Genomic DNA, 25593 nt, shown 5'->3' on the forward strand with positions numbered 1-25593 from the left:
TCCCAGGCAACGCCCGCCAGAATATTGATTTCAGACTTACGACAACCTGATTCATGGATACCGATACCCTCCGGGGCCGGCTGGAATTTCTCCGCCAGGCCGAACGGCTGAAAGACGTGCTGCGCAGCGCCCGCAGTTCGGGCGGCCGCCAGGAAAGCACCGCGGAACACACCTGGCGCCTCTGCCTGATGGCAATGATGCTGGAAGACGGCCTGGCTGGCCTGGACTTCGCCCGCATCCTGAAGCTTTGCGTCATCCATGACCTGGGCGAAGCCATCCACGGCGACGTGCCGGCCATCCATCAGGCCCCCGGCGTCGACAAAGGCGCCCAGGAACGCCGGGACCTGCTGGCCCTGGCCGGCCCGCTGGACGCCACGGCCCGCGCCCAGCTGCTGGCGCTGTGGGACGACTACGAAAATGCCGTCTCGCCCGAGGCCCGGGCGGTGAAAGCCATGGACAAGCTCGAGACCCTGCTGCAACATAACCAGGGTGCCAACGAGCCGGACTTCGACTACGCGTTCAATCTGGACTACGGCCGCAAGTACACCGACGCCCTGCCCCTTTTTCGCGAACTGCGCCGGCTGGTGGACGCCGACACCCAGGCCCGCATCCGCGAGCAGGCCGCCGCGCGACCGGCCGGCGCCACGCGACGCCCTCTTGCCGAGGGCGACGTCACGTAGCCGAATGCCACGGCGTCCTGCCGCGCCGCCTCAACCACATGAGAAAAGCATGGGATTCCTAGATTCGCTGTTACGGCGCAAGCCTACACAGGACCAGTTTGCCGAGCTTTTCATTGCCGCCGTGCGGCAGCGTGGTTACAAGGGCGACCTGGCCTATAAGGCCGACGAATTCCGCCTGCTGCAAGGCGAAGGCTCGTATTTCAACCTGCACAATGCCTATCACGCCTACTGTCATGCGCCGGGCGGACAGCGCCAGGGCGCCCTGCAAGGCTTCGTCTCCACGCTGCTGAGCAGCGGCCAGGCCGTGCCGCAATCGCTGGCCGAGGCCCGCCCCCTGCTGCGGCCCGTGATCCGCAATCTGGGCGCAGTCGAAGACGTGCGCATGCACCACGTGCGCACCGACGGCAACGACACCGATTTCCACCCCGCAGTGCGCCCCTTCGGCGACGATTGCGTGGTCCTGTTGGCGTTGGATCACCCCGAATCCATCTCGACCCTGACCAACGGCCCCGAGGCCGCCTGGGGGATCTCGTTCGAGCAGGCCCTGGCCATCGCCATCGACAACCTGCGCGACTCGGCCGACGACTTCGTGGAAGTGGCGCCCGGCGTCTACAGCGGTGGCTGGGAAGACGGCTACGACACCAGCCGCGCGCTGCTGCCCGACATGCTCGAGCGCGTGCCGGTGCGCGGTCGCCCTGTATTCATGATGCCCACCCGAGACCTGTTGCTGGTCAGCGGCGACAACGACGACGCCGGCCTGATGAAGATGGCCGAGCTCTGCCAGCAGGTCATGCCGCATGGCCGCCCGGTGTCGCCGCACATGTACCACTACGCCGACGTCGGCGTCGAACGCTACCGGCCGTCGCAAGACGGCACCAACCGCCAGTTGACCCATCTGGCGCGGCTGCTGGCCAAGGGCGACTACGACGCGCAAAAGGAAACCCTGGACCGCATCCATGAAGAACAGGGCATCGACGTGTTCGTCGCCAACTACAACCTGTTCACGCAAGACAACGACGCCACCGCGTCGTTCTCGGTGGCGTCCTGGACGCGCGGCGTGGACACGTCCCTGCCCCAGGTCGACCGCCTGGCGCTCGTGCGGCCCGATGCCGCCGACGACATTGGCGAAGTCCGCGTCGTACGCTGGGAACAGGCCCTGGCCGTGCTGGCGCCCCTGCTGGAGCGCGAAGACGTCTACCCGGTGCGCTACCGCACCCGTGGCTTTCCCAGCGACGCGCAGCTGCTGCAATTGCAGGCCATCGACTGACATCCAGGCGGGCACCGGCGGCCGCATCCACTGCCGCGGCGCCAGCCCTTCCCTACGCCTGCGTGGCCGGTTCGCTCACCAAGCGGTACGCCAGCGCCCCGATGATCGCCCCGGCGATCGGCGCCACCCAGAACAACCACAGCTGTTCCAACGCCCAGCCCCCCACGAACAGCGCAGGCCCCGTGGAACGCGCCGGATTGACCGAGGTGTTGGTAACCGGAATGCTGACCAGGTGGATCAGCGTCAGCGCCAGACCGATTGGAATGGCGGCAAAGCCGGCCGGGGCGCGCTTGGCGGTGGCGCCCAGGATCACGAACAGGAAGCCCGCCGTCATCACGACTTCAGTCACCAGCGCGGCGCCCATCGAGTACTTGCCGGGCGAATACGCGTCATAGCCGTTGGCCGCGAAGTGGCTGCCTTTCAGATCGAAGCCCAGCTTGCCGTCGGCGATCACCGCCAATACCGCCGCCGCCGCGATGGCCCCCAGCACCTGCGCCACCACGTAGGGCAGGATTTCCTTGGCCGGGAAACGCCCTCCCGCCACCAGTCCGACCGTGACCGCAGGGTTGAAATGGCCGCCCGAAATATGGCCGACGGCAAACGCCATGGTCAACACCGTCAGGCCGAACGCCAGCGCCACGCCCGCAAAGCCAATGCCCAGTTGCGGAAAGCCCGCCGCCAGCACCGCGGCCCCGCAGCCGCCCAGCACCAGCCAGAACGTGCCGAAGCATTCCGCGCCGCAGCGCTTTGACAATGGGTACATGATTCGCCCTCCAAGCGGAAAACTAGATGGTCGGCCAAAGTAGCGCCGCCGATTTCAAAACAATGCAAATTCCTTTCGATTCTTGACATTGCTATGCTTGGCGCTGTTTTCCTACCCCCACCATGACCGATGGACGCCACCACCCTATTGCTGTACGTCGTCACCGTCAGCGCCGTCATGGCCAGCCCCGGCCCGTCCATGCTGCTGGCGCTGAACAACGGCGCCTGCCACGGCATGCGCGTCGCGGGCTTCGGCATCGCGGGTGCGATGCTGTCTGATCTTTTGCTGATCGGCGCGGTGGGCTGCGGCCTGGGCGCATTGCTGCAGGCGTCCGAGCACCTGTTCGCGATCGTCAAATGGGGCGGCGCGGCGTACCTGCTGTACCTGGCCTGGGCGATCTGGCATTCGCCGGCCCGGGCATTGCGCGTCAGCCCGACGGAGGTGTCGGCGAGCGGCAAAAAAGCCTTTCTGCGGGCGCTGCTGGTGGGGTTGTCGAACCCCAAGGGCGTCCTGTTTTTCTCGGCCTTCCTGCCGCAATTCATCCAGCCGGCAGCGCCGGTCGCCTCGCAGTACGTGATGCTGGCGCTGGTCAGCGCCGCGATCGACTGCGTGATGATGTGCCTGTATGCCTACGGCGGCCGCCACGCCATGCGCGTCTTTTCGGCCAGCGTCATGACCTGGGTCAATCGCGGTTGCGCCGGCATGCTGGCATTGCTGGCGCTGGGCTTGAGCCTGTATCGACGCAGCGAATTACGTTGAATTACCGACGTCAAATAGCGTTTGACATGCTGTCAATCTGACCTCGGATTGTAAAAGCCGCCCTGCCAGACAAGAATCCTGAAACAAGCGCCGCAGCGGCGCGGGCCATCCTGCCCCGCCGCCACACGCGCCCACCAGGAGACACCCGCATGGCTCAGGGCAACCCCGTACGATCCCGTCGCCGCTGGCTGGCGTGCAGCGCAATCGCCCTGGCGGGCGCGGCGCTGTCCGGCCCGCTCCAAGCCGAAGCGGCATGGCCGTCCAAACCCATACGCATCATCGTGCCCTACAACGCGGGCGGCGCCACCGACATCGTGGCGCGCGTGGTGGCCGAACGCCTGTCGCATACCCTGGGCCAGCCCGTGCTGGTGGAAAACCGCGGCGGCGCCTCCGGCATCATGGGTACGGATGCCGCCGCCAAGGCCGCGCCGGATGGCTACACCCTGACCGTATCGCTCAGTTCCTCGCTGATGCAGAACCAGTTCCTGTATCAGCGACTGCCGTACAACACCGAGCGCGACTTCGTCCTAATTTCGCAGATCGCCATGGCCCCCGTGACGCTGGTGGCACACCCCAGCGTGCCGGCTGCCGACGGCCCGCAGCTGCTCGCCTACGTGCGCGAGCATCCCGGCAAGGTCGCATATGGCTCATGGGGCGTCGGCTCGTATGGGCATCTGGGCAGCGCCTACCTGGGCGCTACGCAGCACGGCGACATGACGCATGTGGCCTACAAGGGCGAATCCCCGATGCTGCAGGACCTGATCGGCGGCCGCATCCAGATCGCCTTCGCCAGCGCGCTGGGCGCCAAGCCCTACATCGACAACGGCCGGCTCACGCTCATCGGCGTCACGGGCGACACCCGCATGGCCGTGCTGCCCGCGGCCGCCACGCTGGCCGAACAAGGTTTGCGCGACGACGCCTACCGGGTGGTTGGCTGGGTGGCGCTGGCCGCGCCGAAAGCCACGCCTGCCCCAATCGTCGCGCGGCTGGCGCGCGACATCCACGACATGGTGCGAACCCCCGACGTGCAGGCCCGGCTGATCGACATGGGCTTCATCCCGCTGGGCAATTCCCCCGAGGAATTCGCCGCGAACTACCGCCGCGAATTACCCGTGTGGAAAACGCTGGTCGAACAGTCCGGCGCGCGGCTGGACTGAAGCCCGTCGGCGCTATCGGAGCGCCTTCGGATCCACGCTCCAGAGCACCGCGTCGCTGGTGGACACCGCCACCGCGCCGTGACGCAGCGCAGCAGCCACGTCCGCCTGGTTGCAGACAAAGCCCGAGGCGACGATCGGCGGCAGCGCCTTCAGGTCTGGCGAGGCCATGTGGCCAAGCATCGGCGCCGGCATGATCTGGACCAGGTTGGGGTCGCTCTGCTCCAGCGCCTTGACGCTGCGTGGCCAGGTGGAACGGTCGGTCACGAATACTTTCTGCATCGTGACCATGCCGGCGCGATTGGCCCGCTGGATGGTGGCAACCCGGGTGGACACCAGGCTCGCCACGCCAATATCCGCCAGGTATTCGACGCCGCCCTTGTCTTGCGACAACCCTTCGCAGCTGTCGATATTCACGATCACGTACTTGCCGGCCCGGTTCAGGGCGGCGATCACCGGCGCAAGCTTGCGCAGTTCGACGTTGGCGACAATGCCGATTTCAGCCGCGCTGCCGACGAAGGCGTTGATCTGCTCCGGCCCGTAGAGCGTGGCGATGACCGGATGCCGCGCCAGGCATGCCCCGAGTGACCTGTCCATGTTATCGCTTGCCTTGATCGTAGAAGAGCGCGTCCGTCAGGCCGAGCTTTCCGGGGTTGAGAATATTCTGCGGATCCAGCGCCCGCTTGACGGCGAGCAGCACCTCGAACGCCGGCCCCAGCGACTCGCGCATGTAGGGCGCGCGCAGCAGACCCACGCCGTGGTGGTGGCTGAGCGCCGCATTATATTTAATCAACACCGCATTGGCCGCGTCCCACGCCTGGCGATACCACGCGGCGCGGTCCGGCACCGCGACCTCGCCGCGCAGCGAAAAGTACAGGCACGCGCCGTCGACATAGGCATGCGACTGGTGCGCCGACCCGGCCAGCGTGCCGGGCACGGCATTGACCGCGGCCACGACCTCATCGTAGATCGCCGCCAGATCGCTCCAGCGCCCCGCCATCTCCAGCGTATCGGCGACGAAACCCGGGCTGCGCTTGAAGCCTTCGGCGCTCTTGCCGGTCAGGTAGCGGGTATCCAGCCAGCGCTCGAACATCGCCTCGCCATCCAGCTTGTCGCCCGTCTCGCGGCACGCGTCTTCGCTGATCTGCATGACCGCATCGACGATCGGCTGCGGGCCTTCGTCGGCGATCAGCAGCACATTCAGGTCGGGCCGGTTGAACTGCACGCCGCTTTCCAATTCGTCGTACAGCCGCAACGCGGCGGGGTTGGCGCCGCGCTGCATGATCTGGCGGCACGCTTCCAGCCCGGCGGCGAACGTCTTGAAGCCGTAGGCGATGGCACGGCCGTAGTCGGGCAGCCGGTGCAGCTTGAGCCGCACGCGCACCACCACGCCCAGCGTGCCTTCCGAGCCGATGAACATCTGCTGCAGGTCGGGCCCCACCGCCGCCCGCGAATAGCCGCCCACGGTGATCAAGCTGCCGTCCGCCAGCACCACGTCCATGCCGAAGACCATGTCTTCGATCTTGCCGTAGCGCGTGGACAGCTGGCCCGCGCCGCGGCACGCCACCCAGCCGCCGACCGTGCTGATGCCGAACGACGACGGCCAGTGCCCCATGGTCATGCCGAAGTCGCGTTGGATGGTCTGCTCGAACACATCGCCGAACATGCCGGCCTCGACCTCCACGATCTGGCTATCGCGGTCATAGCCGACCAGCCGATTCAATTGGCACACGTCCAGCACGACGCCGCCGCGCAGGGGCAATGCCGCCCCCGTCACGTTGCTGCGCCCGGCCGACACGGTGACCGGGAGGGCAGCGGCATGGGCGATGCGCATCACGGCCTGGATCTGTGCCACCGACGACACCTTGACGATCACGGCCCGCGGCGTGGCGGGCTGGCCCGCGGTCTCGGTCATCATCGAACCGGCCCACCAGTCGCGCGTCCAGGCCACGGCGTCGGCCGTGGCCGTCAACACCTCGTCAGCGGCGGCGCGCAACGCGTCGAGTTGCGCGGCCGGCACGGCCACCGGATCGCGCTGCAGCCCGGGCTCGGTGCCGGTCTCTTTCAGGCCCGCCGCGTAGCCTGGCGGCGTGTGCGCACCCACCACATAGTTGCCACGGTTGTAGCCACGCTTGATAGCTTCTTTACTGATCACGAGTCATCTCCCATTAGTACGGTTTTTTCGTGTTGGATCGCGGCGCGGTAGCCGTTCACCTGCTGCGCCACATCGGCATCGGACAATCCCAGTTCGGCCTGCAATAGCTGGCCCACGCGCGCCGCGGCCAGCGCCGAGGCGTCGCGCGCCATCAGCCGGGCCCGCATGCGGCGCGACAACACGTCTTCAACCGTGGCCGCCAATTCATGGCGCACGGCGTACAGCGCTTCGGCTTCGGTATAGGGCAGCCCCGCCACCAGCGGCGCGGCCAGCGACGGCGTTTGCTGCATCAGGTCACTGACAAAGCGCGCCTCGGTGCCGTAGCGCTCGCCCAGATGGGCGGCCAGGCCGCCCGATGCCACGATGGCCTGCGGGTCGTAACCGGCCGCACCCAGCAGAAAGGCGCCGGCCGTCACGCAGCGCGCCTTTTTCCCCAGCACCTTCTGCACAGCATCGATGGTCTGCTCGGCCATGTGGCGCGATGTCGTCAACTTGCCACCGACGATGGTGACCAGGCCGTCGTCCGCCACCCGGATCTCGTGATTGCGCTTGATCTCCAGCGTCTTGCCGCCCGGCGGCGCGACCAGCGGCCGACAGCCCGCGATGCTGCCCACCACGTCTTCGGCCCGAAGGTCTGTCTTGAGCGCCGAGCGAGCGCCTTCCAGCAGGAAATCCAGCTCGCGGCGTGTGCAATGGACGTCGTCCAGATCTCCTTCGTAGTCCTCGTCGGTGGTGCCCAGGTAGGACACGTTGCCCCAGCGCGTGATGGTGGCGCGACGACTGCGGCCGGGCACAGGGATCGTCACCGTACAGTCGTTGCGCAGCTTCAGCCATGGCACCGCCACATGCACGCCCTTGGCCGGCCGGATCTGCAAGGCCTGGGGATCACCCTTGCGGCTACCGTTCCAGTCTCGCAGCCACACGCCGGTGGCCATGACCACCACGCCGGCATGCACGCGGATTTCGTCCTGCCCCGCCTGCACGATGGCGCCGTCCACCTTGCCGTGGCCGTCGCGCGTGACCTCGATGACCTTGGCGTGGTTCAGCACCGCCGCGCCATGGAACGCGGCAGTGCGCGCCACGGTCAGCGTCAGGCGCGCATCGTCCACCCGCGCATCGAAATACAGGAAGCCGCCCAACAGCCCTTCCTGCTTGAAGGTCGGGCAATGCGACAGCACTTCGGCCGGGCTCAGCTTCTGGTGCAGGATGCCCTCGCGCCAGCCGCCGGCCAGATCGTAGGTCCACAACAGGCTCTCGAAGGCCTTGGCCAGCCGCTTGTCGAACACGCCCTCGCGTTCCAGGATGGGAAACAGGAACGGCAGGCGCTGCACCAGGTGCCGGGCGTTGCGGCGCAAGCGCTGGCGCTCGTGCAGCGAATGGCGTACCAGACTCAGGTTGCCTTGCTCGATATAGCGCAGCCCGCCGTGCACCATCTTGGAAGACTTCGACGACGTGCCCGACGCGAAATCGTCCTTTTCCACCAGCGCCACGCGATAGCCGCGCAGACTGGCATCCAGCGCCGCATAGACGCCCGTGATACCGCCACCCACGATCAGAATGTCGAAGCGTTCGCTGCGCAGCCGGTCCGCCTGCTCTTGTCGCACCCACCGCAATGGCTCGCCGCGGGTCATGGCGGCCCGGTCCTTCCCGGGCTTTCTTGATGGCCAACCGATCATTTCCGTACTGCCTCCAGCTTGTCGTGGGAATACAGGCCCACATGGGCCAATTCGGATTCGACGCGCGAATGCCACAACGCGCGGCGCCGGGCGCGTGCATCGGCCGCCAAGGCCGGCAGGAACACCGCGTCGGTGGCGGCCGTCTCGCGCGCCGCCTGCAGCGACGGCCACAGCAAGCCCGATGCCCCCGCCAGGAAGGCCGCGCCGCGCAGGCTGGCGCGGTCGGCCTCCTGCATGCGGCGTATCGGAATGCCCAGCAGGTCGGCCTGGATACGCAGCAGCGGATCGCTGCAGGACAGCCCGCCGCCCACCACTAGTTCCGATACCTGCACGCCCGAGACCTCCTCGTCCGCCTCGATGCAACTGGCCACCGAATGCGCGATGCCTTCCAGGATGGCGTAGGCCACCTCGGCCTGCGTGGTGGCCATCGAAATACCGGTCAGGGACGCCCGGGCGCTGGCCTCCATGCGCGGCACGCGCAGCCCGGTCAGGGCCGGAATGAAGGTCACCCCGCCAGCGGACTGCGCCGTGGCGGCCAGCGCGCTGATTTCCTGCGCATTCTTGAACCACTTGAGCTTGTCGCAGACCCAGTTCAATGCCGATCCCGTGGTGGCGACAAACGTCTCGACCGCGAAGTGCGAGACCTGGTCCTGGCGCCGCGCGGTCATCGTCAGCGATCCTTCGTAGCGGCCGCTGTTGACGGGCGGCTCGGAACCGATGATCAGGTCCACGAAACTGCCCGTGCCATGCACGCACATCGCCTGGCCGCGGTCCAGGCATCCCAGGCCCACGGCGCCCGCGTGCTGGTCGCCGGCCGACGCCCGTATCGGCACGCTGATGCCCAGCACGTCCTCGCGGGTATGGCCGAAGTCGTCCGCTTCCTGGCGCAGGGCCGGCAGCAGCTCGCGCGGAAAATCCAGCGCGTCGATCCAGTCCAGGTAATAGCGATGGTCGGCCAGCACGTAGGCGCCGGCGGACGTGGCATTGGTAGGCGTCGTCACGCATTCGCGACGGTCCGACAGATGCCACAACAGCCACGTATCGATCGTGCCGAACGCCAGCCGGCGCTCGCGCCAGGCCTGCGCCACCGCGGGCGAGTCGCGCAGATGGCGCGCCGCCCACAGATAAGGCGAACGCACCCCGGCCGGGCGGCCCACGTGCGCAAGCAGGCGTGCGTTCCATGCCGGCGCCAGGCGGTCCAGTTCGTCGACATAGCGCGTGTCCTGCCACACCATGGCCGGCACCAGCGCGCGTCCGCTGGCCGTATCCCACAGCACCGCGGTCGCGCGCTGCGTGGCCAGCGCCAGTGCCACGATGCCGCGCCCGTCCCGGCGCGCCTGCGCGATGACCTGGCGGCACACCTGGACCGTCCTGTCCAGAATGGCGTCGGCATCCTGCTCCACCACGCCCGGGCGCGGCGTATCAACCTGCAGGGGCAAGTATTCCTGCCCCGACACATGGCCATCCGCCGACACCAGGGCCGCGCGGGTCCCGGAGGTGCCCGCGTCGATGGACAGAATCACGTGATTGCGCATATTGTCTCCGTCCGTCATCGCGCCGTTTTCCCCAAGGCGGGGTCCAGCGCGGGCAGGGTCTCATCGCCCTTGAATTGCGGCGCGCCGGCTTCGTTATCGGGATTGATCCCGCTGCGGGTGGGATCCCACTTGATCACAAAGCAGATGATGCTGGCGACCAGGGGCACCACCGACAGGATCAGGAAAGTCTTCTCCAGGCCATAGCTTTCGCGGAACAGCGGAAACACCAGCAGCCCGACCGCCGCGCCGATGGAGCCCAGCGCGCCGATGACGCCGTTGGCGCCGGCCCGCAACTCGCCGCGGAACGACAGCGACGACAGGCTCTTGCCGTTGGCGCCCGGCCCGCCCGAATGGAACAGAATGAATAGCGACGGCACCGCTACCGCCAGCCACAGCGGCATCTTGCCGTGGAAGGTGCCCAGGATGAGCAGCATCAGGAATACCGCGGCAAAGCCAAAGGCCGACGCCCGCCGCAGCCCCAGCTTGCGACCGATCAGCGGCGACATGAAGCCGCCAAAAATGCCGAAGATGTTGAACACCAGCGCGCCGACCGTGGCGTAGACGAAGTCCTTGCCGAACAACGCCGCGCTGATCACCGGCAGATACCAGCCCACCGCGAAATACTGGATGGACTGGCCGATCTGCACCGTGGCGGCCAGGATCGTGCGCGGCAGATAAACGCCACGGAAAATCAGCAGCACGTTGGCCAATCCGCGCCGCGCCTGGTTCGCCACGGGCACGCGTTCGGCCAGCGGCGCGGCGGCGAAAGGCTGGCCATAGATGCGCGTCATCGCCGTCGCCGCTTCGTCCACCCGTTCCTTGCGCGCCAGCCAGATCGGGCTTTCAACCATGTAGCTCAGTTGCAGCACCAGGATCGTCACGGCAAACACCGCCGTGGCCGCCACCGAATAGCGCCAGATCGCATCGCCCACGTCCCACGAATAGAACAGCAGCGCCAGCAGCAGGTTGGTGCACACGGCCGTGTACCACATGCCCTGCCAGGTATTCAGCCGGCTCTTGAACTTGACCGGCGTGAACTCCGCCAGCACCGCCATCGCGATGGCGAAGTCGATGCCGTAGGCCGCTCCCACGAAGAACCGGCCCGCCAGGATTACCTCGAAAGACGGCGCGAGCACCACCAGCAGCGCGCCGATCAACGCCAGCAGCTTGGCCGCGATCAGCGGCCGCATGCGGCCCCAGCGATCGGCCATCCAGCCACCGATGGGGTTGAAGGCAATGGCCACCCATGACGCGAACGACGTCATCAATGCGACCTGCCCGGCGGTCAGGCCCAGGTTGCGCGTCATGGGGCCCAGACCCGCGCTGAGCGCGGAATTGGCGAAAGCGTCCAGGAACAGACCTCCCAGGGCGAGCCACCAGATCAGGCCGGCTCGGCCAAAGATGCCCGGGCGTGAATCTATGTAGGCGATGACATCGTCGATGCCACGCAGCTTGATGGATGTGGATTGCACGGCTGTCTCCTCTTGGAATTATTTCTGTAAGAGGTCGACGCAACGTGCACGCGATAAAAGACCATCTTACAGATGGTCTTTTATCTAAATCTGTGCGGTGACTTTATGGACTATCCAGAACAGTGTCAAGCAGGAAAAACACCCATCGGCGACTGGCGGTATGCTCGCTGGCACGCCGATTCCGGCATACTTTCCACTCCTGACCACGCCCCCTGCCACCCATGATCCGACACGCCCTTGCGCTTTGCCTGATGCTGTCCCCCGCCCTCGCCCTGGCGGCTTCGACCCCGGACTATATGGATCAATACAACCGCTGCCTGAAAGACGCCGGCGCGGTCAACAACGGTACCGTCGAAGCCTGCTCGAACGCCGTATCGTCCGCGGCCAAGCGCGAGATCAACGCCCAGTACGCCAAGATCCACGCGCGCCTGGCCATCGACTTCCCGGAAGACGCCGATAAACTCGAGGAAGCCCAGAAAGCCTGGCTGGTCTATCGCAACGGCCACTGCTCGCTGGCGGGCGCGCACGTCGGTTCGCCCATGTACGAATACTGCCCGATGCTGCTCAACGCCAACCGTGCCGGCGAGCTGCGGGAATTGGCGGGTGACTAGCCCCTGAGCGACGCAGGCGGCAACGGCAGCTGGTCTGGCCGGCGCATTCGTAGCCCGGCCGGCTTGCCGGAACAACGCGACATTGGTACCTTTGCTGCGTCCCCCCTTCCTTACCGGAGTGCGCCACCATGACCATCGTCGTCTACGCCGCCAATGCCCGCGCCCTTTGGGAAACCATCCAGGCGGACATCGCGCCCATCGGCGCCAAAGCCAGCTCAGGCGGCAACACTTGGCGCAAGGACGACAGCGGCCGCGCCACCAAGATCTACCGCGCCACACCCACCGGCCAGCACGACGAACGCGCGTATTTCGTGGGCACCGTGCGCACGGGCCAATTGATGCTGCTGGACCTGCTGCCCGGCAGCGAGCCCCTGAACTGGCCACTGTTCGGCGCGCTGCATGGCCATCTGTCCGGCATGCTGCTGGCCACCTACCCCGACGCCATCCTGTCGCTGAATCTCTTTCCGAACAAGCCGGCCCCCGAATAAGGACATCCCTGTTTTGCTGCTGTTGACCGTTGGCGTACTGACTGCTTTATCGCTGGCCGCATTGCTGTGGCGCATCTGGCGCCGCCCCGCCGGCAAGACCGCCGGCGATATCCTGCGCGGCGCGGCCGGCGGCGCCGGCCTGTTCCTTGCCCTGGGGCCGCCTGCCGGCACCGTGGTTTTCGCGCTGTTCGTGACCATCGCCGGCCATGATCTGGACAGCCTGAAGAACCTGCCGATGATGATCTTCATGGTGCCCTATTCCTACCTCTTTGGCGGAGTGCCCGCGTTGCTCTGCGGCGGGGTGGCCGGCGCGTTTCGGCCGGCGCGCGCGTCGTGGCGCTCGTATTGCTGGCCGGGCCTGCTAGGCGGCCTGTACGCCTCTGGCTTCCAGCTTGGCTTCGCATCTCGCGACTACTCCTGGTCGGACCTGACGGGGCTATTGGTCATTGGAGGGATCCCGGGACTGGTCAGCGGCGTGGCGTGCGCCCGGGTGCTGTACGGCAAATCGCCTGTGGCCGCCGCCGAGCCGGACGCGCCGACGTGACGCGCCTGGGGCGGGCCCTGCGGTTCCCGGAATTACAATTCCCGTCGATGGCATCGCACCCTGCTTCTTCCCAGGAAACACCCATGAAGATATCCCTGCCCCGTCTGTTGGCCACCCTGGCCGCAAGCCTGTGCGCCACGGCCGCCTTGGCCGCCGACGGTGCCGTCGCTGCGGCCCAAGCCCAGCTCACCCGCATGACACCCGCCTCGAAGATCGAGTGCCGCGCAGACGGCTACGGCGGCGCAACCTGCACCGCCGATGGCTATTCCGTGAACCTGGGCGACTGCGGCGACGGCGCCGCGTTCGGCTCGATCGCGGCCGATGGCGGGCTCGACCTGAACGATCGCATCGATGGCGAAGGCAGCCCCGTCGCCCACGTGCAAGACCGCCAGTTCGTCTGCATCCCCGCCATGGCGCGCAAGGGCGAAACTCAGCGTCACTACGTCATCGTCGTGCCCACCGCCAGCGTGCCGGAATGCCGCGACAACGCGCTGTGCAAGGACGCCGACCTGCCGGTGCAATGGAAAGCAGCAAAGAGCGGCCAGGCCTGCCAGCGCGGCAAGGACGACAACTACATCGGCGACTGCCCCGCGGGGTGGGTGGATGTGGGCCAGATCGACCAGTACGACACGCTGGCGCCCATGCCGGCCAAACAGGCCAAGTGAGCGGCATGATGCGCGGATCGACATTGGCGCCGACAAGCCGGCGGCGTTCAACAACCCGCCGGACACATTCACGATTCAATTGCAGGCCATACCGGGACAACGCTAGCGTCAGTTACCCATGGCGCGGCGCAACCGGTCCAGTTCGGCCCGATTCAAGCGCTTGGCCTCATCTTCGGCATAGCTGCGTTCATTCGGTTCGTACTTACCGTCGTACAGGCAGTTGGTAACCCGGCACTCGAGCGAAGTCCGGGAAGAAGATGGGGCCGACACCGGCCCCGGATTCGGCGACGACCAAGGCGAAGCGGAGGACGAACATCCGGACACCAGCACGGCGCACGCCAGCACAAAAGCGCCGCGGCAGAGCGTTTCAATCGACATTTACCCTCGCTCGAAAAGACAGACTTGACCCGTCTTTATAGCAAGCTTGGTGGGGGGATCAAAGCGGCGCCTGCACCCCGGCGGGCTTTCCCGGCCCATCCTGGACAGGCCAGCGGGTTGCATCCGGCGGGCCCCTCGGACTCGCAAAATAGGGGTCATGCCGGGCGACGCGGCATCGTCTCACCGGGGGTGTTTCAGCATGTCATCGCGAGCGTGTTCCGCACGAGACGCCCCAATCGCGGTTTCCACCTTCTTCACTTCTTCCGGCGGCGGCAGCACCGCAGGAAAACCTAGCGCCTCGATCCACAGTTCACGGGTCCACCCCATGGTGTGATACAGGTGATGGTCCTCATCCTTCTCGACCGCCTCGTACGCCTTCTTCAGCGTGGCGGCCTCGGCCCCCGAAAGCTTGTCGGCGACCAGGCCAATCAACTCCCAATTCTGGTGGTCCTTGGTCTCGGCCAACACCACGCATTCACCGGCCACGATCTGCGCCGCCGACGGATCGCCCCCTTTTTTTGCCATTTCCATGGCGGCAACCAGGCCATCGGCATGATGTTTGACGATTTTCCTGCTTGGCACGGCGGCCGCCGGATCCAGCCCTAGTTCTTCAAATACCGTCAACAGCACCTGCTTGTGGGTTTTGGTCTCGTCCAGATAACCCTGCCATTCCTTGCGCAGATCATCGTTCACCGCACAGGTCAGGGCCGTCGTATAGACGCCCACGCCCCCTATTTCCGTTTCCAGCGCCTGGTACAGCAGGTCGTGGATTTGCTCGGTATTTCCTTTTTTGGTTGCAGCCATGATGCAGACTCCTCGATAGTGCAAACATGCGCCGGATGGTCGCATACCGAGGTGCACAGCAAGCGGCGATCCCGGTGCAACGCGCACACGCGCCTTGTCTCGCATCTCAGAACAAGGTCTGGGCAGTATGCGTCTGAAGGCCAGGATCCCACACCGAGTTCGCGAGCCGACCGGTCAGTAGATGAGAAAGTCCACCCCGAAGCACCAGCCATTCGGTCTGGCGCATGGGCAAGGCCACGATAGTCAGGCGCTCAAAGACGAGTCCCCTGAACCAATCGCTCGACCTCGCCAAATACCTCTTCCGCGAGCGTCTGGGGCACGCCCCAGTAGTCGAATATCCCGCCATCCGACAGATTTTGTCCGCACGTGACAAACACGCCTGTACCGAATCGATTCTTGAAATGGGTTGCCAACCACCCAACGAAGCCGCTGTTGTCCGCCCCAGGAGGGAAATGAAATCGAAACAGCCCGAATTGTTCGTCGTGCGTTCCGTCACTGGGTACAAGCTGGCTCCACACATTGTCATCCCGCACCAAGGCAAGAGCATCTGCGCGGACTGCGCCGGGAAACTGGTCCAACGGGAACTCCACGAATGCGTAGGTCCCCGGGTATATGCGCAGCCGCGCCTGGGTGATGACGTGTCGTAGACGTTGCTCGGTTTGCTCAGCGGTCTCGCGGGAAATATTAACCATGGCCTTTCATACCTTGGGGCAGATTGCGGATCAGATCGGGTGTAGCACGAGCGCGACGCGGTTTTACGGAAATCCCCTACGGGTATATCGGCAGCGCTGATCCGCCCTCCGCCTGAAAAGACGGCCCATACGGCATCCCCATGCGCCCACGCGCGGAGTGAAGATTGGAGACTGACTCAGTATCCGCGGTCCGCGACACGCCAGCGGTCCCCAGACACGCAGCAATTCCGCCTCGGGCTGGCCGATCCAGGCATCCATAGTGCGCCGCACAGCGTGCTTTTCGCGCGTGTGGCGGGCTTCAGCGCGCGCCAACGGCTCCTGGATCTTGGCAATCTTCTCGGTCGAGGCTTTGTCCTCCTGGACCGTCTTGGTGGCAATGCCGCCGGCGTCGGCCTGTGCCTTCTGGCGGCGCGCGTCCAGATCCCTCATCTTGCGCGCCGCGACCCGCTGGGCGCTGGCAGGAGTTCGCAGTATTAATGGAACCTGAATGACAGGATTCAGAACGATCACGGGCCGACCGTGTTCGGCAGGTCTTACAGCCCTCGACCTGCCCACCTGCCACGCACGTGCGCAAAGCGATGTTGCGCCGGACAAATGAAAGGGCCGGCTCCCATGTTTCAAGGAGCCGGCCCAACAACTTGCTGCCAAGCGGCCTGCATTTCAGCAGGCCGTTCAGCGATTAAATCGATTTGATCATCGTCGCCTGAGGACCTTTCTGCCCCTGGGCCGCCACGAATGACACGCGCTGGTTCTCTTCAAGAGATTTGTGCCCATCACCCTGAATTTCAGAGTAATGCGCGAAGAGGTCTTTGCCGCCCAGCTCCGGAGAAATAAAGCCGAAGCCCTTGTCGTTGTTGAACCACTTCACGATACCAGTTTCAATCTTCAATGTAAGTCCTAGATTTTCCGGGAAAAAATATTCCCGGGGCCACTATGGGCGATCTGACGTCATAAAGATATGGCTGTTTCAAAATAATACGAACACCATGACCAGGTCGGCACGCAAACGGGGGAACCTGATCGCCTCCCCCGCGCGCACCCCACAAGGCATTCCTGCCTAGAGGGTTTCAGGGCTGCAACCCGGCCTGAAAGCCAGTTGCAACAGTCTTGCAGACACTGCTCCCCGCCTTGTAGGGAGGGCCATCATCGGAGCGGTAGCTCAGTGGTAGAGCGCCCACAGGCTGTGAGGCTGGCAATGCGTCGGGGATGCGACCTGATGCATCCAGACGGCGGCATTGCGCCGGCGCGGGTTCGAACCCCGCCCGCTCCGATGATGGCAAGTAGTAGCGCCCAGGCTATGGGCATAGGCCGCAGCAGCGGTGACGCTCGGGAAATCCGCAAGACGTGGGGATGCTCATGCACGGCAGGCAGTAGACGGCGAGTCGGGACACCGGAGCCAACCCGGGATCGCATCCGGGGCCATCAACCACCCTCAAGGAATGCCCGTGATCAAGTTTCTGGAAGCCCTGCTCGACATCATCGCCCCGATCCTTAGCGTGCTGGATCGCAACGGCAAGCTGTAATCCATCGTCAAGCCACCTGCAGGCCCATATCACCTACGGGCGAGCCAGTACCAAATCGCAGCCGCGATTGCCAACCACAAGGCAACGATGACGACCGCACCAATCGTGCTACTAGGCTTCGCGCCTTGCACGCGCATCCATTCATCCGCCTGCTCTCGACATTCCGAAAGAACCGTGGCCGGCAGCAACTTGATGGCAAACCAAATGAGACACGGAAGCAGCAATACATCGTCCAAATACCCAAACACCGGGATGAAATCCGGAATCAGGTCGACTGGACTGAGTGCATAGGCTACGACAAATATCCCAAGGGCCTTTGCATACCAAGGGGTCCTAGGGTTCCTCCCCGCGAACCAGAGGGTCACACCGTCACGCTTAATACGCTTGGCCCAGGCCTTCAACTTGTCGCTTGTATTCATGGCTCGCGCCGGGGAGTTCCGATGTCTGAAGGCGAATTGTAGTGGCGGGCGGCGTATTTACGCCCTGCCTTGCAAGCATCGCATTTACCCACGTTTTCTGGCCGAGGGCATCGGAGAGCGGGCCGGCGCCGCTTCGTCACCGGCGCAAAAAGTGACTTTCATCTTTGAAGTGAACTGATCGGGCCTCCCGGCCTGCGCTCCGAAGCCATCCAAATTCCTGGAGGTTCAAACCCCAAAAGGCAGGAAAAAATGCATGCACAGGTCCGCATGTGCGGTAACAGCGTATGCCCGCCGCTGGCTGCGGCACTGGTCCGCGCGAATCTCCCCGAAATGGCCGCCTGGTCCCCCCAGGGCGCCAAACTCCAAAAGATCCCGGCATGACAAACCCGAACAACGCCGCCCAGGCGGCAACGCAGGAAGCCGTGCGGCGCGCACTTGAACTCTACGCCGAGTGCTACGACACGATGACCCGGATTGCGCAGCGCGAAGGCCGAGAGCCGGTCGTCTCGCCCGTGCCCGTAGCCGCCGATATCCGCAGAAACATGGTCAACGCCGTGGTTAAGGCGCTGCCCAAACTGCGCGCGCAGGGCGTGCAGGCGAGCGATGGGCGGGCGAATGATTTGCCCGACCCTCATGGTTGCAACAAGTGCCGGTATGCTGGTTGCGGTCGGTTTAACGGCCCCGTCAGGGCGAATGCCGCGCCAAGGCCGACAATGCCTGCGCTCGGGATTACGCCCTGGCAAGCGCCCCTGTAGCCGGGGAGGCCAAGCCCGTCGGCTATTACACCGATTGGGCGGGGGAACGTCGGTATGCGCGGGAGCCGAAGGAAATTGATGAGCCGGGGCTGAAACTCACGTTTACGTCGGATAACCCCGCCTCTGATTACTGGCACCCCCTGCTATGCCGCGCCCCAGGCCAGCGATGCGGTGCGCAATGCGGCGCTGGAGGAAGCCGCGCAGCAATGTGAGGACATCTACAGCTGGCGAGGCGCGTTCTCCGCGGGAACCATGCATCAGAACGTGCTTGATGCTTGCGCAAGCGCCATCCGTGCCCTCAAGCAGCCCAAGGCGGACAAGAACGGACGCAACGATGCGTGAACGCCCAGCGGCCAGTCTCTCAGCAATTCCCCTTTTTAGCCTGGCCGGGCGGACAGAACCCGCCACGCCCCCCACCATCATGCGGATCAACGACTACCGAACCACTCGGGGTGTAGACGGCGCAGCCCGTCAGCAACAAGGCAATAGCGGCCAACCCACAGAGAATTTTCATTTTCGAACTCGGAAGATCAAGACGCTGCGAGTTTATGAGAGGTCGCGGCAACAAGGTCCGGCCTTTCGTAACACTTAGCTTGCTTCGGCGGATGCACACCCAATCTTGGAAGGCACGCCGGAGCAAGCCAACCAGACTGCCCGCGCCGCCCTGGCCTCTCCCCTCCGCCCCACCAATAACGGCAGAATAGGGTGTCAGACTCGTTTTTCCCGAGGCCGATGCCATTTCGGCATAAAGCCTCCTATCAAGGAATCGCCCATGAGTCTGTTCGGCGCTTTTATCCTGGTCCAGGCCATTGTTATTTTGCCTTTCCTGCTCTAGCACGGCCCTGCGGTACGGCTCCTCGTTGCGCCCCTATCCGCCCCACCGTCGCTTCCCAAACAAAAAACCCCCAAGGCATTCCTGCCAAGGGGGTTTCAGGGCTGCAATCCGGCCTGAAAGCCAGTTGCAACAGTCTTGCAGACACTGCTCGCCTGGGGGCTGCCCATTTAGGGAAATTGCCCATCCAAGGACTGCCCACTCGGGGTGAAACAGCATCTAATAGGGGTTTGGTGCGAAGGAGGGGACTCGAACCCCTACACCTGTTACGGCGTCAGGACCTAAACCTGGTGCGTCTACCAATTTCGCCACCTTCGCAAAGCCAAGCCCGCTATTGTAGCTTGCTTGTTAAAATCTTGCGTCATGAATCCGCGCCTCGATGCTTTACACCCCTACCCGTTCGAAAAATTGCGGGCGTTGCTGGCTTCGGCCAGCTCGCAACCGGACGGCCTGACGCCCATCAATCTGTCGATTGGCGAGCCCAAGCACGCCGCGCCGGAGCGCGTCGGGCAGGCGATCCGCGACCATCTGGGCGGGTTGTCGGTGTACCCGTCGACCAAGGGCGACCCGGCTCTGCGCCGGGCGATCTCCGAGTGGCTGGCGCGGCGCTACAGCATTCCGGCGCCGGATCCCGAGACCCAGGTGCTGCCGGCGCTGGGCTCGCGCGAGGCGCTGTTTGCCTTTACGCAGACGGTAATCGATCCGTCGGCCGGGTCGGTGGTGATCTGCCCCAACCCGTTCTACCAGATCTACGAAGGCGCGACGTTACTGGCCGGGGCCACGCCCTATTACGTCAATGCGGACGCGCTGCGCAATTTCGCCTGCGACTGGAACCGGGTGCCGGACGAAGTCTGGAAGAAGACGCGTCTGGTGTTCGTGTGCTCGCCGGGCAATCCGGCCGGCAATGTGATGACGCTGGACGAATGGGAAGACCTGTTTGCCCTGTCGGACCGCCATGGTTTCGTAATCGCGTCGGACGAGTGCTATTCCGAGATCTACCTGGACGAAGGCAATCCGCCGCTGGGCGGCCTGCAGGCGGCGCGCCGCCTGGGCCGCAACGACTACCGCAACCTGGTGGCGTTCTCCAGCCTGTCCAAGCGCTCCAACGTGCCCGGACTGCGCTCGGGTTTCGTGGCGGGCGACGCCGCGCTGATCGGCCGCTTCCTGCTGTATCGCACGTATCATGGCAGCGCCATGAGCCCGATTGTGTCGGCGGCCAGTGTCGCAGCGTGGACGGATGAGGCCCACGTCAAGGACAACCGGCGCCTGTATCGGGAAAAATTCGAAGCGGTGCTGCCCATTTTGCAAAACGTGCTGGACGTGTCCCGGCCGCAGGCATCGTTTTACCTGTGGGCGGCCACGCCGGGGTCCGATACGGCGTTTGCCCGCGACCTTTACGGCCGCACGGGTGTTACCGTGCTGCCGGGCAGTTTCCTGGCCCGGGACGCGCACGGCGTGAATCCGGGACATGGCCGCATCCGGCTGGCCCTGGTGGCGCCGTTGGCCGATTGCGTGCAGGCGGCCGAACGCATTGCCCATTTTGTACATACTTCTGTTTGATCAACCTTTGAAAAGCTGACCCGTTATGACTCTCGACCTGCAGACCACCATCGAAAAAGCCTGGGATGACCGGGCCAACCTGTCGTCCGGCGACGCCAGCGCCGAAGTGCGCGAAGCCGTCGAGCACACTATCGACGGGCTGGACCTGGGCCGCCTGCGCGTGGCCGAAAAAATCAATGACGACTGGGTCGTGCACCAGTGGATCAAGAAGGCGGTGCTGCTGTCGTTCCGTCTGTACGACAACGCCATCATGGGCCAGGCCCCGCTGCAGTTCTACGACAAGGTGCCGCTGAAGTTCTCGGAATACGGCGACAACGCGTTCAAGCAAGGCGGCTACCGCGTGGTGCCGCCCGCCGTGGCCCGCCGTGGCGCCTTCCTGGGCCGCAACGTGGTGCTGATGCCCTCGTACGTGAACATCGGCGCCTATGTCGATGAAGGCACAATGGTCGATACCTGGGCCACCGTCGGTTCGTGCGCGCAGATCGGCAAGAACGTCCACCTGTCCGGTGGCGTCGGTATCGGCGGCGTGCTCGAACCGCTGCAAGCCAACCCCACCATCATCGAAGACAACTGCTTCATCGGCGCCCGCTCGGAAGTCGTGGAAGGCGTGATCGTCGAAGAGAACTCGGTGCTGGCCATGGGCGTGTACCTGTCGCAAAGCACCAAGATCTATGACCGCGCCACGGGCAAGGTCACCTACGGCCGCGTACCGTCGGGTTCGGTGGTGGTCCCGGGCTCGCTGCCGTCGGCCGACGGCACGCACAGCCTGGCCTGCGCCGTGATCGTCAAGCGGGTCGACGCGCAAACGCGCGCCAAGACCAGCATCAATGATCTGTTGAGGGCGTAACGTAAATGTCGGGCTCTGTTGTTCTGGATCTGGTCAAAGATCTGATCTCGCGCCCGTCGGTCACCCCGGCGGACGCGGACTGCCAGGCGACGCTGGCGGCGCGCCTGGCGCGCATCGGCTTCACCTGCGAAACCATCGCCCAGGGCGGTGTCACCAATCTGTGGGCACGGCGCGGCACGAGCGCGCCGCTGGCGGTCTTTGCCGGCCACACGGACGTGGTGCCCCCCGGCCCGCGCGACAAGTGGGAAAGCGATCCGTTCGTGCCCACCGAGCGCGACGGTTTCCTGTACGGCCGCGGCGCGGCCGACATGAAAAGCTCGATCGCCGCCTTCGTGGTGGCGGCCGAGGAATTCGTGGCGGCCAATCCGCAGCACGGCGGTTCGATCGCGCTGCTGATCACCTCCGACGAAGAAGGCCCGTCAATCGACGGCACCGCCATCGTCTGCGACGCGCTCAAGGCGCGTGGCGAACAGATGGATTACTGCATCGTCGGCGAGCCGACGTCGGGCGACGTGCTGGGCGATACCTGCAAGAACGGCCGCCGCGGCTCGCTGTCGGGCACGCTGACGGTCAAGGGTATCCAGGGCCATGTGGCTTACCCGCACCTGGCCCGCAACCCGGTGCACCAGCTGGCGCCGGCGCTGGCCGACATCGTCAAGATCGAATGGGACCAGGGCAACGAGTATTTCCCGCCGACCACGTTCCAGGTGTCGAACCTGAACTCGGGCACGGGCGCCACGAACGTGGTGCCGGGCGAGGCCGTGGCGCTGTTCAACTTCCGTTTCTCCACCGCCAGCACGCCGGAAAGCCTGCAGGCGCGGGTGCACGAAGTGCTGGACCGGCATGGCCTGGAATACACGCTGGATTGGGACCTGGGCGGCGAGCCCTTCCTGACGCCGCGTGGTTCGCTGACCGACGCGCTGGTCAAGGCGATCCGCGACGAAACCGGGGTGACGGCCGAGCTGTCCACCACGGGCGGCACGTCCGACGGCCGCTTCATCGCCAAGATCTGTCCGCAAGTCATCGAGTTCGGCCCTTGCAACGCCACGATCCACAAGGTCAACGAGCGTATCGAGCTGGCCTCGCTGGACCCGCTTAAAAACATCTATCGGCGCACGCTGGAAAACCTCCTGCTCGCCAAGTAAAAAGCCCCCTCATGTATCAATCCGCCCGCCAAGAACTGCTGACCCTGCGCGACCTGATCCGCTACGGCGTATCGCGCCTGAACGCCGCCGAGGTGGCGCTGGGTCATGGTAGCGACAACGCCTGGGACGAGGCGGTCTACCTGGTCCTGCACGCGCTGCATCTGCCGCTGGACACGCTGGAGCCCTTCCTGGACGCCCGCGTGCTCAGCGAAGAGCGCAACCGCGTGCTGGAACTGATCGACCGCCGCGTGACCGAGCGCGTGCCGGCCGCCTACCTCACCAACGAGGCCTGGCTGCGCGGGCATCGCTTCTATGTGGACAAGCGCGTCATCGTGCCGCGCTCGCCCATCGCGGAGCTGCTGGACGAAGGCCTGTCGCCCTGGGTGCAGGACGCGCAGGCCGTCGACAACGTGCTGGACATGTGCACCGGCTCGGGCTGCCTGGCCATCCTGTCGGCCATGGCGTTCCCGTACGCCCATGTGGACGCCGTGGACGTGTCGCCGGATGCGCTGGACGTGGCCCGCCGCAATGTCGACGATTACGGCCTGGCCGACCGGCTGGAACTGCACCAGAGCAATCTGTTCGACAGTCTGCCGGAGCGCCAGTACGACGTGATCGTGTGCAATCCGCCCTACGTGAACAGCGGCTCCATGGACGTGCTGCCGCAGGAATACCGCCACGAGCCCCAATTGGCGCTGGCCGGCGGCGCCGACGGCATGGACCTGGTGCGGCGCATTCTTGAAGCCGCGCCGCGATTCCTGACGGAAAACGGCGTGCTGGTGCTGGAAATCGGCCACGAGCGCGATTTCTTCGAAGCCGCCTTCCCCGAGCTCTCGCCGGTATGGCTGGATACGGCAGAAGCGTCCGACCAGCTTCTGCTGCTGACTCGCGAGCAACTGACGACGTGATACGCGCTACTGGATTGACCCTGCGCCGCGGCACGAAGGTGCTGCTGGACGACGCTGAATTCGTGGTGCATCCGGGCGAGCGCGTCGGCATCGTGGGCAAGAACGGCGCCGGCAAGTCATCGCTGTTCGCCCTGTTGACCGGCGCGCTGGACTTGGACGCCGGCAACCTGGCACTGCCTGCCGGCTGGCGCATCGCCAGCGTCGAACAGGAACTGCACGCCGACGACCGCCCTGCCCGCGAATTCGTCATCGATGGCGACACCGGCTTGCGTGCCTTGCAGGCGCGCCGCGCCACGTTGACGGATGATCAGGGCACGCAGATCGCCGAGGTCGAAGCGGCGCTGGTAGAGGCCGGCGCCTGGAGCGCCGCCTCGCGCGCCGAGCAATTGCTGGCCGGCCTGGGCTTCAAGCCCGCCGAATGGACCCAGCCGGTGGCGAGCTTTTCCGGTGGCTGGCGCATGCGCCTGGCGCTGGCGCGCGCGCTGATGGCGCCGTCCGAACTGCTGCTGCTGGACGAGCCCACCAACCACTTGGATCTGGACGCGATGCTGTGGCTGGAGAAATGGCTGACCGCCTATCCCGGCACCGTCATGCTGATCTCGCACGACACCGAGTTCCTGGACGCGGTGGCCAAGTCCATCCTGCACTTCGACCACGCCAAGCTGACGCGCTATCGCGGCGGCTATGGCGACTTCCTGACGCAGCGCGCCGAACGCCTGCGCCAGACCAATATCGCGTACGAACGCCAGACGCGCGAAGCGGCCCGTCTGCAGGGCTTCATCGACCGTTTCAAGGCCAAGGCGTCCAAGGCCAAGCAGGCCCAGAGCCGCGTCAAGGCGCTGGCCCGCATGCAGGTGCTGGCGCCGCTGCAGGCCGAGGCCGGCATCGACATCCGTATCCCGTCGCCCGAGCAGGTGCCGGATCCGCTGCTGACGCTGGAACACCTGTCGGCCGGCTATACGGACGCCGCGGGCAACGCCGTGCCGATCCTGCGCGACGTGACCCTGATGGTGCGCGCAGGCAGCCGCGTGGGCGTGCTGGGCGCGAACGGCGCGGGCAAGAGCACGCTGATCAAGACGCTGGCCGAGGAAATCCCCGTGCAGGCCGGCGAACGCCGCGCCTCGCGCGGGCTGGCAATCGGCTACTTCCACCAGCACCAGCTGGACATGCTGGATGTGGACAGCACGCCGCTGGCGCACCTGGCACGGCTGGCCCCGGAAACACGCGAGCAGGAACTGCGCAATTACCTGGGCGGCTTCGGTTTTTCGGGCGATACGGTCAGCAGCAAGGTCGGCCCCATGTCGGGCGGCGAAAAAGCCCGCCTGGCGCTGTCGCTGATCGTCTGGCAAAAGCCCAACCTGCTGCTGCTGGACGAACCCAGCAACCACTTGGATGTGGAAACGCGCGAGGCCCTGGCCGCCGCGCTGGCCGAGTTTGGCGGCAGCATGCTGCTGGTCTCGCATGACCGCCACTTGCTGCGCACCACCGTGGACAGTTTCTGGATCGTCGCCGATGGCGCCGTGCGCGAATTCGACGGCGACCTGGAAGACTACCGGGACTGGTTGGCGGCCCGCAATGCCGGTGAACGCGCCGATGCCGCGCGCGAAAACGCCGAAAATGGTGAGCCCGTCGTCGACCGCAAGGCGCAGCGGCGCGCCGAAGCCGAACAACGCCAACGCCTGTCCACCTTGCGCAAGCCGCTGGAAGCCAAGCTGGCCAAGGTGGAATCCGAAATGGAAAAGCTGCGCGCCAAGCTGCACGCGCTGGACGGCGTCATCGCCGACCCCGATCTGTATTCGGATGCGCGCCGCAGCGAACGCCAGAAGATCATGGCCGAGCACGGCGAACACGGCAAGCGCATGGAAACGCTGGAAGAGCAGTGGCTTGAACTGCAGGGTTCGCTGGAAGAGATCGACCAGAGCGAAGCCTGAATCCGGCGGGCGGCCACGCCGCCCGCCTCG

General features: G+C 65.3%; 26 protein-coding genes and 2 tRNA genes. 15 read left to right on the plus strand and 13 right to left on the minus strand.

The genetic code is table 11. The features are described 5' to 3' along the window. Positions 1 to 53: 53 nt before the first annotated feature. Positions 54 to 680 carry an HD domain-containing protein gene (locus A9974_RS15315; protein ID WP_183005017.1) on the plus strand — a complete coding sequence of 209 codons (627 nt, stop codon included), beginning with the start codon at positions 54 to 56 and terminating at the stop codon, positions 678 to 680. Between the two features lie 49 nt (positions 681 to 729). After that, positions 730 to 1947 carry a hypothetical protein gene (locus tag A9974_RS15320; protein WP_183005018.1) on the plus strand — a complete coding sequence of 406 codons (1218 nt, stop codon included), beginning with the start codon at positions 730 to 732 and terminating at the stop codon, positions 1945 to 1947. Positions 1948 to 1999: 52 nt separating this feature from the next. Here the strand turns inward: A9974_RS15320 and aqpZ are convergent, their stop codons facing one another. Continuing rightward, on the minus strand, positions 2000 to 2710 hold the full coding sequence (gene aqpZ / locus A9974_RS15325; RefSeq protein WP_220805958.1) for an aquaporin Z: 711 nt from the start codon (positions 2708 to 2710) through the stop codon (positions 2000 to 2002). 129 nt (positions 2711 to 2839) lie between these two features. Here aqpZ and A9974_RS15330 point away from each other — a divergent pair, with 129 nt between their 5' ends. After that, positions 2840 to 3469 carry a LysE family translocator gene (locus tag A9974_RS15330; RefSeq protein WP_183005019.1) on the plus strand — a complete coding sequence of 210 codons (630 nt, stop codon included), beginning with the start codon at positions 2840 to 2842 and terminating at the stop codon, positions 3467 to 3469. Positions 3470 to 3618: 149 nt separating this feature from the next. Next, positions 3619 to 4626, plus strand: coding sequence for a tripartite tricarboxylate transporter substrate binding protein (locus tag A9974_RS15335; RefSeq protein WP_183005020.1), 1008 nt, complete (start codon positions 3619 to 3621; stop codon positions 4624 to 4626). Between the two features lie 12 nt (positions 4627 to 4638). Here A9974_RS15335 and A9974_RS15340 read toward each other — a convergent pair whose 3' ends face one another. From A9974_RS15340 to A9974_RS15360, 5 genes are read right to left on the minus strand one after another with little or no spacing between them, the layout of a single operon-like run. After that, positions 4639 to 5220, minus strand: a complete 582-nt coding sequence (locus A9974_RS15340) for a glycerol-3-phosphate responsive antiterminator (RefSeq protein ID WP_183005021.1) — start codon at positions 5218 to 5220, stop codon at positions 4639 to 4641. 1 nt (position 5221) lies between these two features. Then, a complete protein-coding gene (locus A9974_RS15345; RefSeq protein WP_183005022.1) occupies positions 5222 to 6778 on the minus strand; it encodes an FAD-binding oxidoreductase in 1557 nt (518 codons plus the stop codon). After that, the gene (locus tag A9974_RS15350; protein ID WP_183005023.1) at positions 6775 to 8454 is read right to left on the minus strand and encodes a glycerol-3-phosphate dehydrogenase/oxidase; all 1680 of its coding nucleotides are present in this window, start codon (positions 8452 to 8454) and stop codon (positions 6775 to 6777) included. Before A9974_RS15350 ends, A9974_RS15345 begins: the two co-directional genes overlap by 4 nt. Beyond that, on the minus strand, positions 8451 to 9989 hold the full coding sequence (locus tag A9974_RS15355) for an FGGY family carbohydrate kinase (RefSeq protein ID WP_183005024.1): 1539 nt from the start codon (positions 9987 to 9989) through the stop codon (positions 8451 to 8453). Before A9974_RS15355 ends, A9974_RS15350 begins: the two co-directional genes overlap by 4 nt. Positions 9990 to 10003: 14 nt before the next feature. Beyond that, complete coding sequence (locus A9974_RS15360; RefSeq protein ID WP_183005025.1) at positions 10004 to 11461, minus strand: MFS transporter; 1458 nt, start codon at positions 11459 to 11461, stop codon at positions 10004 to 10006. A gap of 251 nt (positions 11462 to 11712) precedes the next feature. Here A9974_RS15360 and A9974_RS15365 point away from each other — a divergent pair, with 251 nt between their 5' ends. From A9974_RS15365 to A9974_RS15380, 4 genes are all read left to right on the plus strand, one after another. Next, positions 11713 to 12072, plus strand: coding sequence for a lysozyme inhibitor LprI family protein (locus A9974_RS15365; protein WP_255468179.1), 360 nt, complete (start codon positions 11713 to 11715; stop codon positions 12070 to 12072). A gap of 128 nt (positions 12073 to 12200) precedes the next feature. Further along, positions 12201 to 12560 carry a hypothetical protein gene (locus tag A9974_RS15370; protein WP_183005027.1) on the plus strand — a complete coding sequence of 120 codons (360 nt, stop codon included), beginning with the start codon at positions 12201 to 12203 and terminating at the stop codon, positions 12558 to 12560. Between the two features lie 13 nt (positions 12561 to 12573). Further along, positions 12574 to 13104: a hypothetical protein gene (locus A9974_RS15375; protein WP_183005028.1), complete on the plus strand. Its 531-nt coding sequence runs from the start codon at positions 12574 to 12576 to the stop codon at positions 13102 to 13104. An 83-nt stretch (positions 13105 to 13187) separates the two neighbouring features. Further along, the gene (locus A9974_RS15380; RefSeq protein WP_183005029.1) at positions 13188 to 13769 is read left to right on the plus strand and encodes a hypothetical protein; all 582 of its coding nucleotides are present in this window, start codon (positions 13188 to 13190) and stop codon (positions 13767 to 13769) included. A gap of 108 nt (positions 13770 to 13877) precedes the next feature. Here the strand turns inward: A9974_RS15380 and A9974_RS15385 are convergent, their stop codons facing one another. The 5 genes from A9974_RS15385 to A9974_RS15405 all read right to left on the minus strand — a co-directional run bounded on the left by A9974_RS15385 (position 13878) and on the right by A9974_RS15405 (position 16526). Further along, positions 13878 to 14147 carry a hypothetical protein gene (locus tag A9974_RS15385; RefSeq protein WP_183005223.1) on the minus strand — a complete coding sequence of 90 codons (270 nt, stop codon included), beginning with the start codon at positions 14145 to 14147 and terminating at the stop codon, positions 13878 to 13880. A gap of 180 nt (positions 14148 to 14327) precedes the next feature. Further along, the gene (locus A9974_RS15390; RefSeq protein ID WP_183005030.1) at positions 14328 to 14951 is read right to left on the minus strand and encodes a hypothetical protein; all 624 of its coding nucleotides are present in this window, start codon (positions 14949 to 14951) and stop codon (positions 14328 to 14330) included. Between the two features lie 251 nt (positions 14952 to 15202). Then, entirely contained in the window at positions 15203 to 15643 is a 441-nt protein-coding gene (locus tag A9974_RS15395) for a DUF6196 family protein (protein ID WP_183005031.1), read from the minus strand. A 63-nt stretch (positions 15644 to 15706) separates the two neighbouring features. Then, positions 15707 to 16153, minus strand: coding sequence for a hypothetical protein (locus A9974_RS15400; protein WP_183005032.1), 447 nt, complete (start codon positions 16151 to 16153; stop codon positions 15707 to 15709). 169 nt (positions 16154 to 16322) lie between these two features. Then, positions 16323 to 16526, minus strand: a complete 204-nt coding sequence (locus A9974_RS15405; protein ID WP_183005210.1) for a cold-shock protein — start codon at positions 16524 to 16526, stop codon at positions 16323 to 16325. A 265-nt stretch (positions 16527 to 16791) separates the two neighbouring features. On the opposite strand from A9974_RS15405, the gene A9974_RS15410 reads away from it, so the two are divergent. Beyond that, positions 16792 to 16913 (plus strand) — tRNA-OTHER (locus A9974_RS15410). 282 nt (positions 16914 to 17195) lie between these two features. Here A9974_RS15410 and A9974_RS15415 read toward each other — a convergent pair. Further along, on the minus strand, positions 17196 to 17585 hold the full coding sequence (locus A9974_RS15415; protein WP_183005033.1) for a YkvA family protein: 390 nt from the start codon (positions 17583 to 17585) through the stop codon (positions 17196 to 17198). A 377-nt stretch (positions 17586 to 17962) separates the two neighbouring features. Between A9974_RS15415 and A9974_RS15420 the strand changes: the two genes are divergently transcribed. Further along, entirely contained in the window at positions 17963 to 18340 is a 378-nt protein-coding gene (locus tag A9974_RS15420) for a hypothetical protein (protein ID WP_183005034.1), read from the plus strand. Positions 18341 to 19403: 1063 nt separating this feature from the next. Here A9974_RS15420 and A9974_RS15425 read toward each other — a convergent pair. Beyond that, positions 19404 to 19490: transfer RNA gene (locus A9974_RS15425), tRNA-Leu, on the minus strand. A 45-nt stretch (positions 19491 to 19535) separates the two neighbouring features. On the opposite strand from A9974_RS15425, the gene dapC reads away from it, so the two are divergent. The 5 genes from dapC to A9974_RS15450 are packed head-to-tail and all read left to right on the plus strand — an operon-like array spanning position 19536 to position 25563. Further along, positions 19536 to 20732, plus strand: coding sequence for a succinyldiaminopimelate transaminase (gene dapC, locus A9974_RS15430; RefSeq protein WP_183005035.1), 1197 nt, complete (start codon positions 19536 to 19538; stop codon positions 20730 to 20732). 25 nt (positions 20733 to 20757) lie between these two features. Then, positions 20758 to 21579: a 2,3,4,5-tetrahydropyridine-2,6-dicarboxylate N-succinyltransferase gene (gene dapD, locus A9974_RS15435; RefSeq protein WP_183005036.1), complete on the plus strand. Its 822-nt coding sequence runs from the start codon at positions 20758 to 20760 to the stop codon at positions 21577 to 21579. Between the two features lie 5 nt (positions 21580 to 21584). After that, positions 21585 to 22724, plus strand: coding sequence for a succinyl-diaminopimelate desuccinylase (gene dapE, locus A9974_RS15440; protein ID WP_183005037.1), 1140 nt, complete (start codon positions 21585 to 21587; stop codon positions 22722 to 22724). Positions 22725 to 22735: 11 nt separating this feature from the next. Then, positions 22736 to 23632, plus strand: a complete 897-nt coding sequence (gene prmB, locus A9974_RS15445) for a 50S ribosomal protein L3 N(5)-glutamine methyltransferase (RefSeq protein ID WP_183005038.1) — start codon at positions 22736 to 22738, stop codon at positions 23630 to 23632. Then, positions 23629 to 25563 (plus strand): ATP-binding cassette domain-containing protein, encoded by a 1935-nt coding sequence (locus A9974_RS15450; RefSeq protein ID WP_183005039.1) that lies wholly within the window; start codon positions 23629 to 23631, stop codon positions 25561 to 25563. Before prmB ends, A9974_RS15450 begins: the two co-directional genes overlap by 4 nt. The last annotated feature ends 30 nt before the right edge of the window (positions 25564 to 25593 follow it).

Source organism: Achromobacter sp. UMC71, from assembly GCF_014170305.1.
GTDB lineage: Bacteria > Pseudomonadota > Gammaproteobacteria > Burkholderiales > Burkholderiaceae_B > Achromobacter.

Bases quoted from the DNA above. Each gene is read 5' to 3' on its own strand.
- dapE (WP_183005037.1), top strand. From the start codon at position 21,585: ATGTCGGGCTCTGTTGTTCTGGATCTGGTCAAAGATCTGATCTCGCGC.
- A9974_RS15350 (WP_183005023.1), bottom strand. From the start codon at position 8,454: ATGATCGGTTGGCCATCAAGAAAGCCCGGGAAGGACCGGGCCGCCATG.
- A9974_RS15365 (WP_255468179.1), top strand. From the start codon at position 11,713: ATGCTGTCCCCCGCCCTCGCCCTGGCGGCTTCGACCCCGGACTATATG.
- A9974_RS15420 (WP_183005034.1), top strand. From the start codon at position 17,963: ATGACAAACCCGAACAACGCCGCCCAGGCGGCAACGCAGGAAGCCGTG.
- A9974_RS15385 (WP_183005223.1), bottom strand. From the start codon at position 14,147: ATGTCGATTGAAACGCTCTGCCGCGGCGCTTTTGTGCTGGCGTGCGCC.
- A9974_RS15320 (WP_183005018.1), top strand. From the start codon at position 730: ATGGGATTCCTAGATTCGCTGTTACGGCGCAAGCCTACACAGGACCAG.
- A9974_RS15380 (WP_183005029.1), top strand. From the start codon at position 13,188: ATGAAGATATCCCTGCCCCGTCTGTTGGCCACCCTGGCCGCAAGCCTG.
- A9974_RS15335 (WP_183005020.1), top strand. From the start codon at position 3,619: ATGGCTCAGGGCAACCCCGTACGATCCCGTCGCCGCTGGCTGGCGTGC.
- dapC (WP_183005035.1), top strand. From the start codon at position 19,536: ATGAATCCGCGCCTCGATGCTTTACACCCCTACCCGTTCGAAAAATTG.
- dapD (WP_183005036.1), top strand. From the start codon at position 20,758: ATGACTCTCGACCTGCAGACCACCATCGAAAAAGCCTGGGATGACCGG.
- A9974_RS15315 (WP_183005017.1), top strand. From the start codon at position 54: ATGGATACCGATACCCTCCGGGGCCGGCTGGAATTTCTCCGCCAGGCC.
- A9974_RS15415 (WP_183005033.1), bottom strand. From the start codon at position 17,585: ATGAATACAAGCGACAAGTTGAAGGCCTGGGCCAAGCGTATTAAGCGT.
- A9974_RS15370 (WP_183005027.1), top strand. From the start codon at position 12,201: ATGACCATCGTCGTCTACGCCGCCAATGCCCGCGCCCTTTGGGAAACC.
- A9974_RS15390 (WP_183005030.1), bottom strand. From the start codon at position 14,951: ATGGCTGCAACCAAAAAAGGAAATACCGAGCAAATCCACGACCTGCTG.
- A9974_RS15340 (WP_183005021.1), bottom strand. From the start codon at position 5,220: ATGGACAGGTCACTCGGGGCATGCCTGGCGCGGCATCCGGTCATCGCC.
- aqpZ (WP_220805958.1), bottom strand. From the start codon at position 2,710: ATGTACCCATTGTCAAAGCGCTGCGGCGCGGAATGCTTCGGCACGTTC.
- A9974_RS15355 (WP_183005024.1), bottom strand. From the start codon at position 9,989: ATGCGCAATCACGTGATTCTGTCCATCGACGCGGGCACCTCCGGGACC.
- A9974_RS15330 (WP_183005019.1), top strand. From the start codon at position 2,840: ATGGACGCCACCACCCTATTGCTGTACGTCGTCACCGTCAGCGCCGTC.
- prmB (WP_183005038.1), top strand. From the start codon at position 22,736: ATGTATCAATCCGCCCGCCAAGAACTGCTGACCCTGCGCGACCTGATC.
- A9974_RS15395 (WP_183005031.1), bottom strand. From the start codon at position 15,643: ATGGTTAATATTTCCCGCGAGACCGCTGAGCAAACCGAGCAACGTCTA.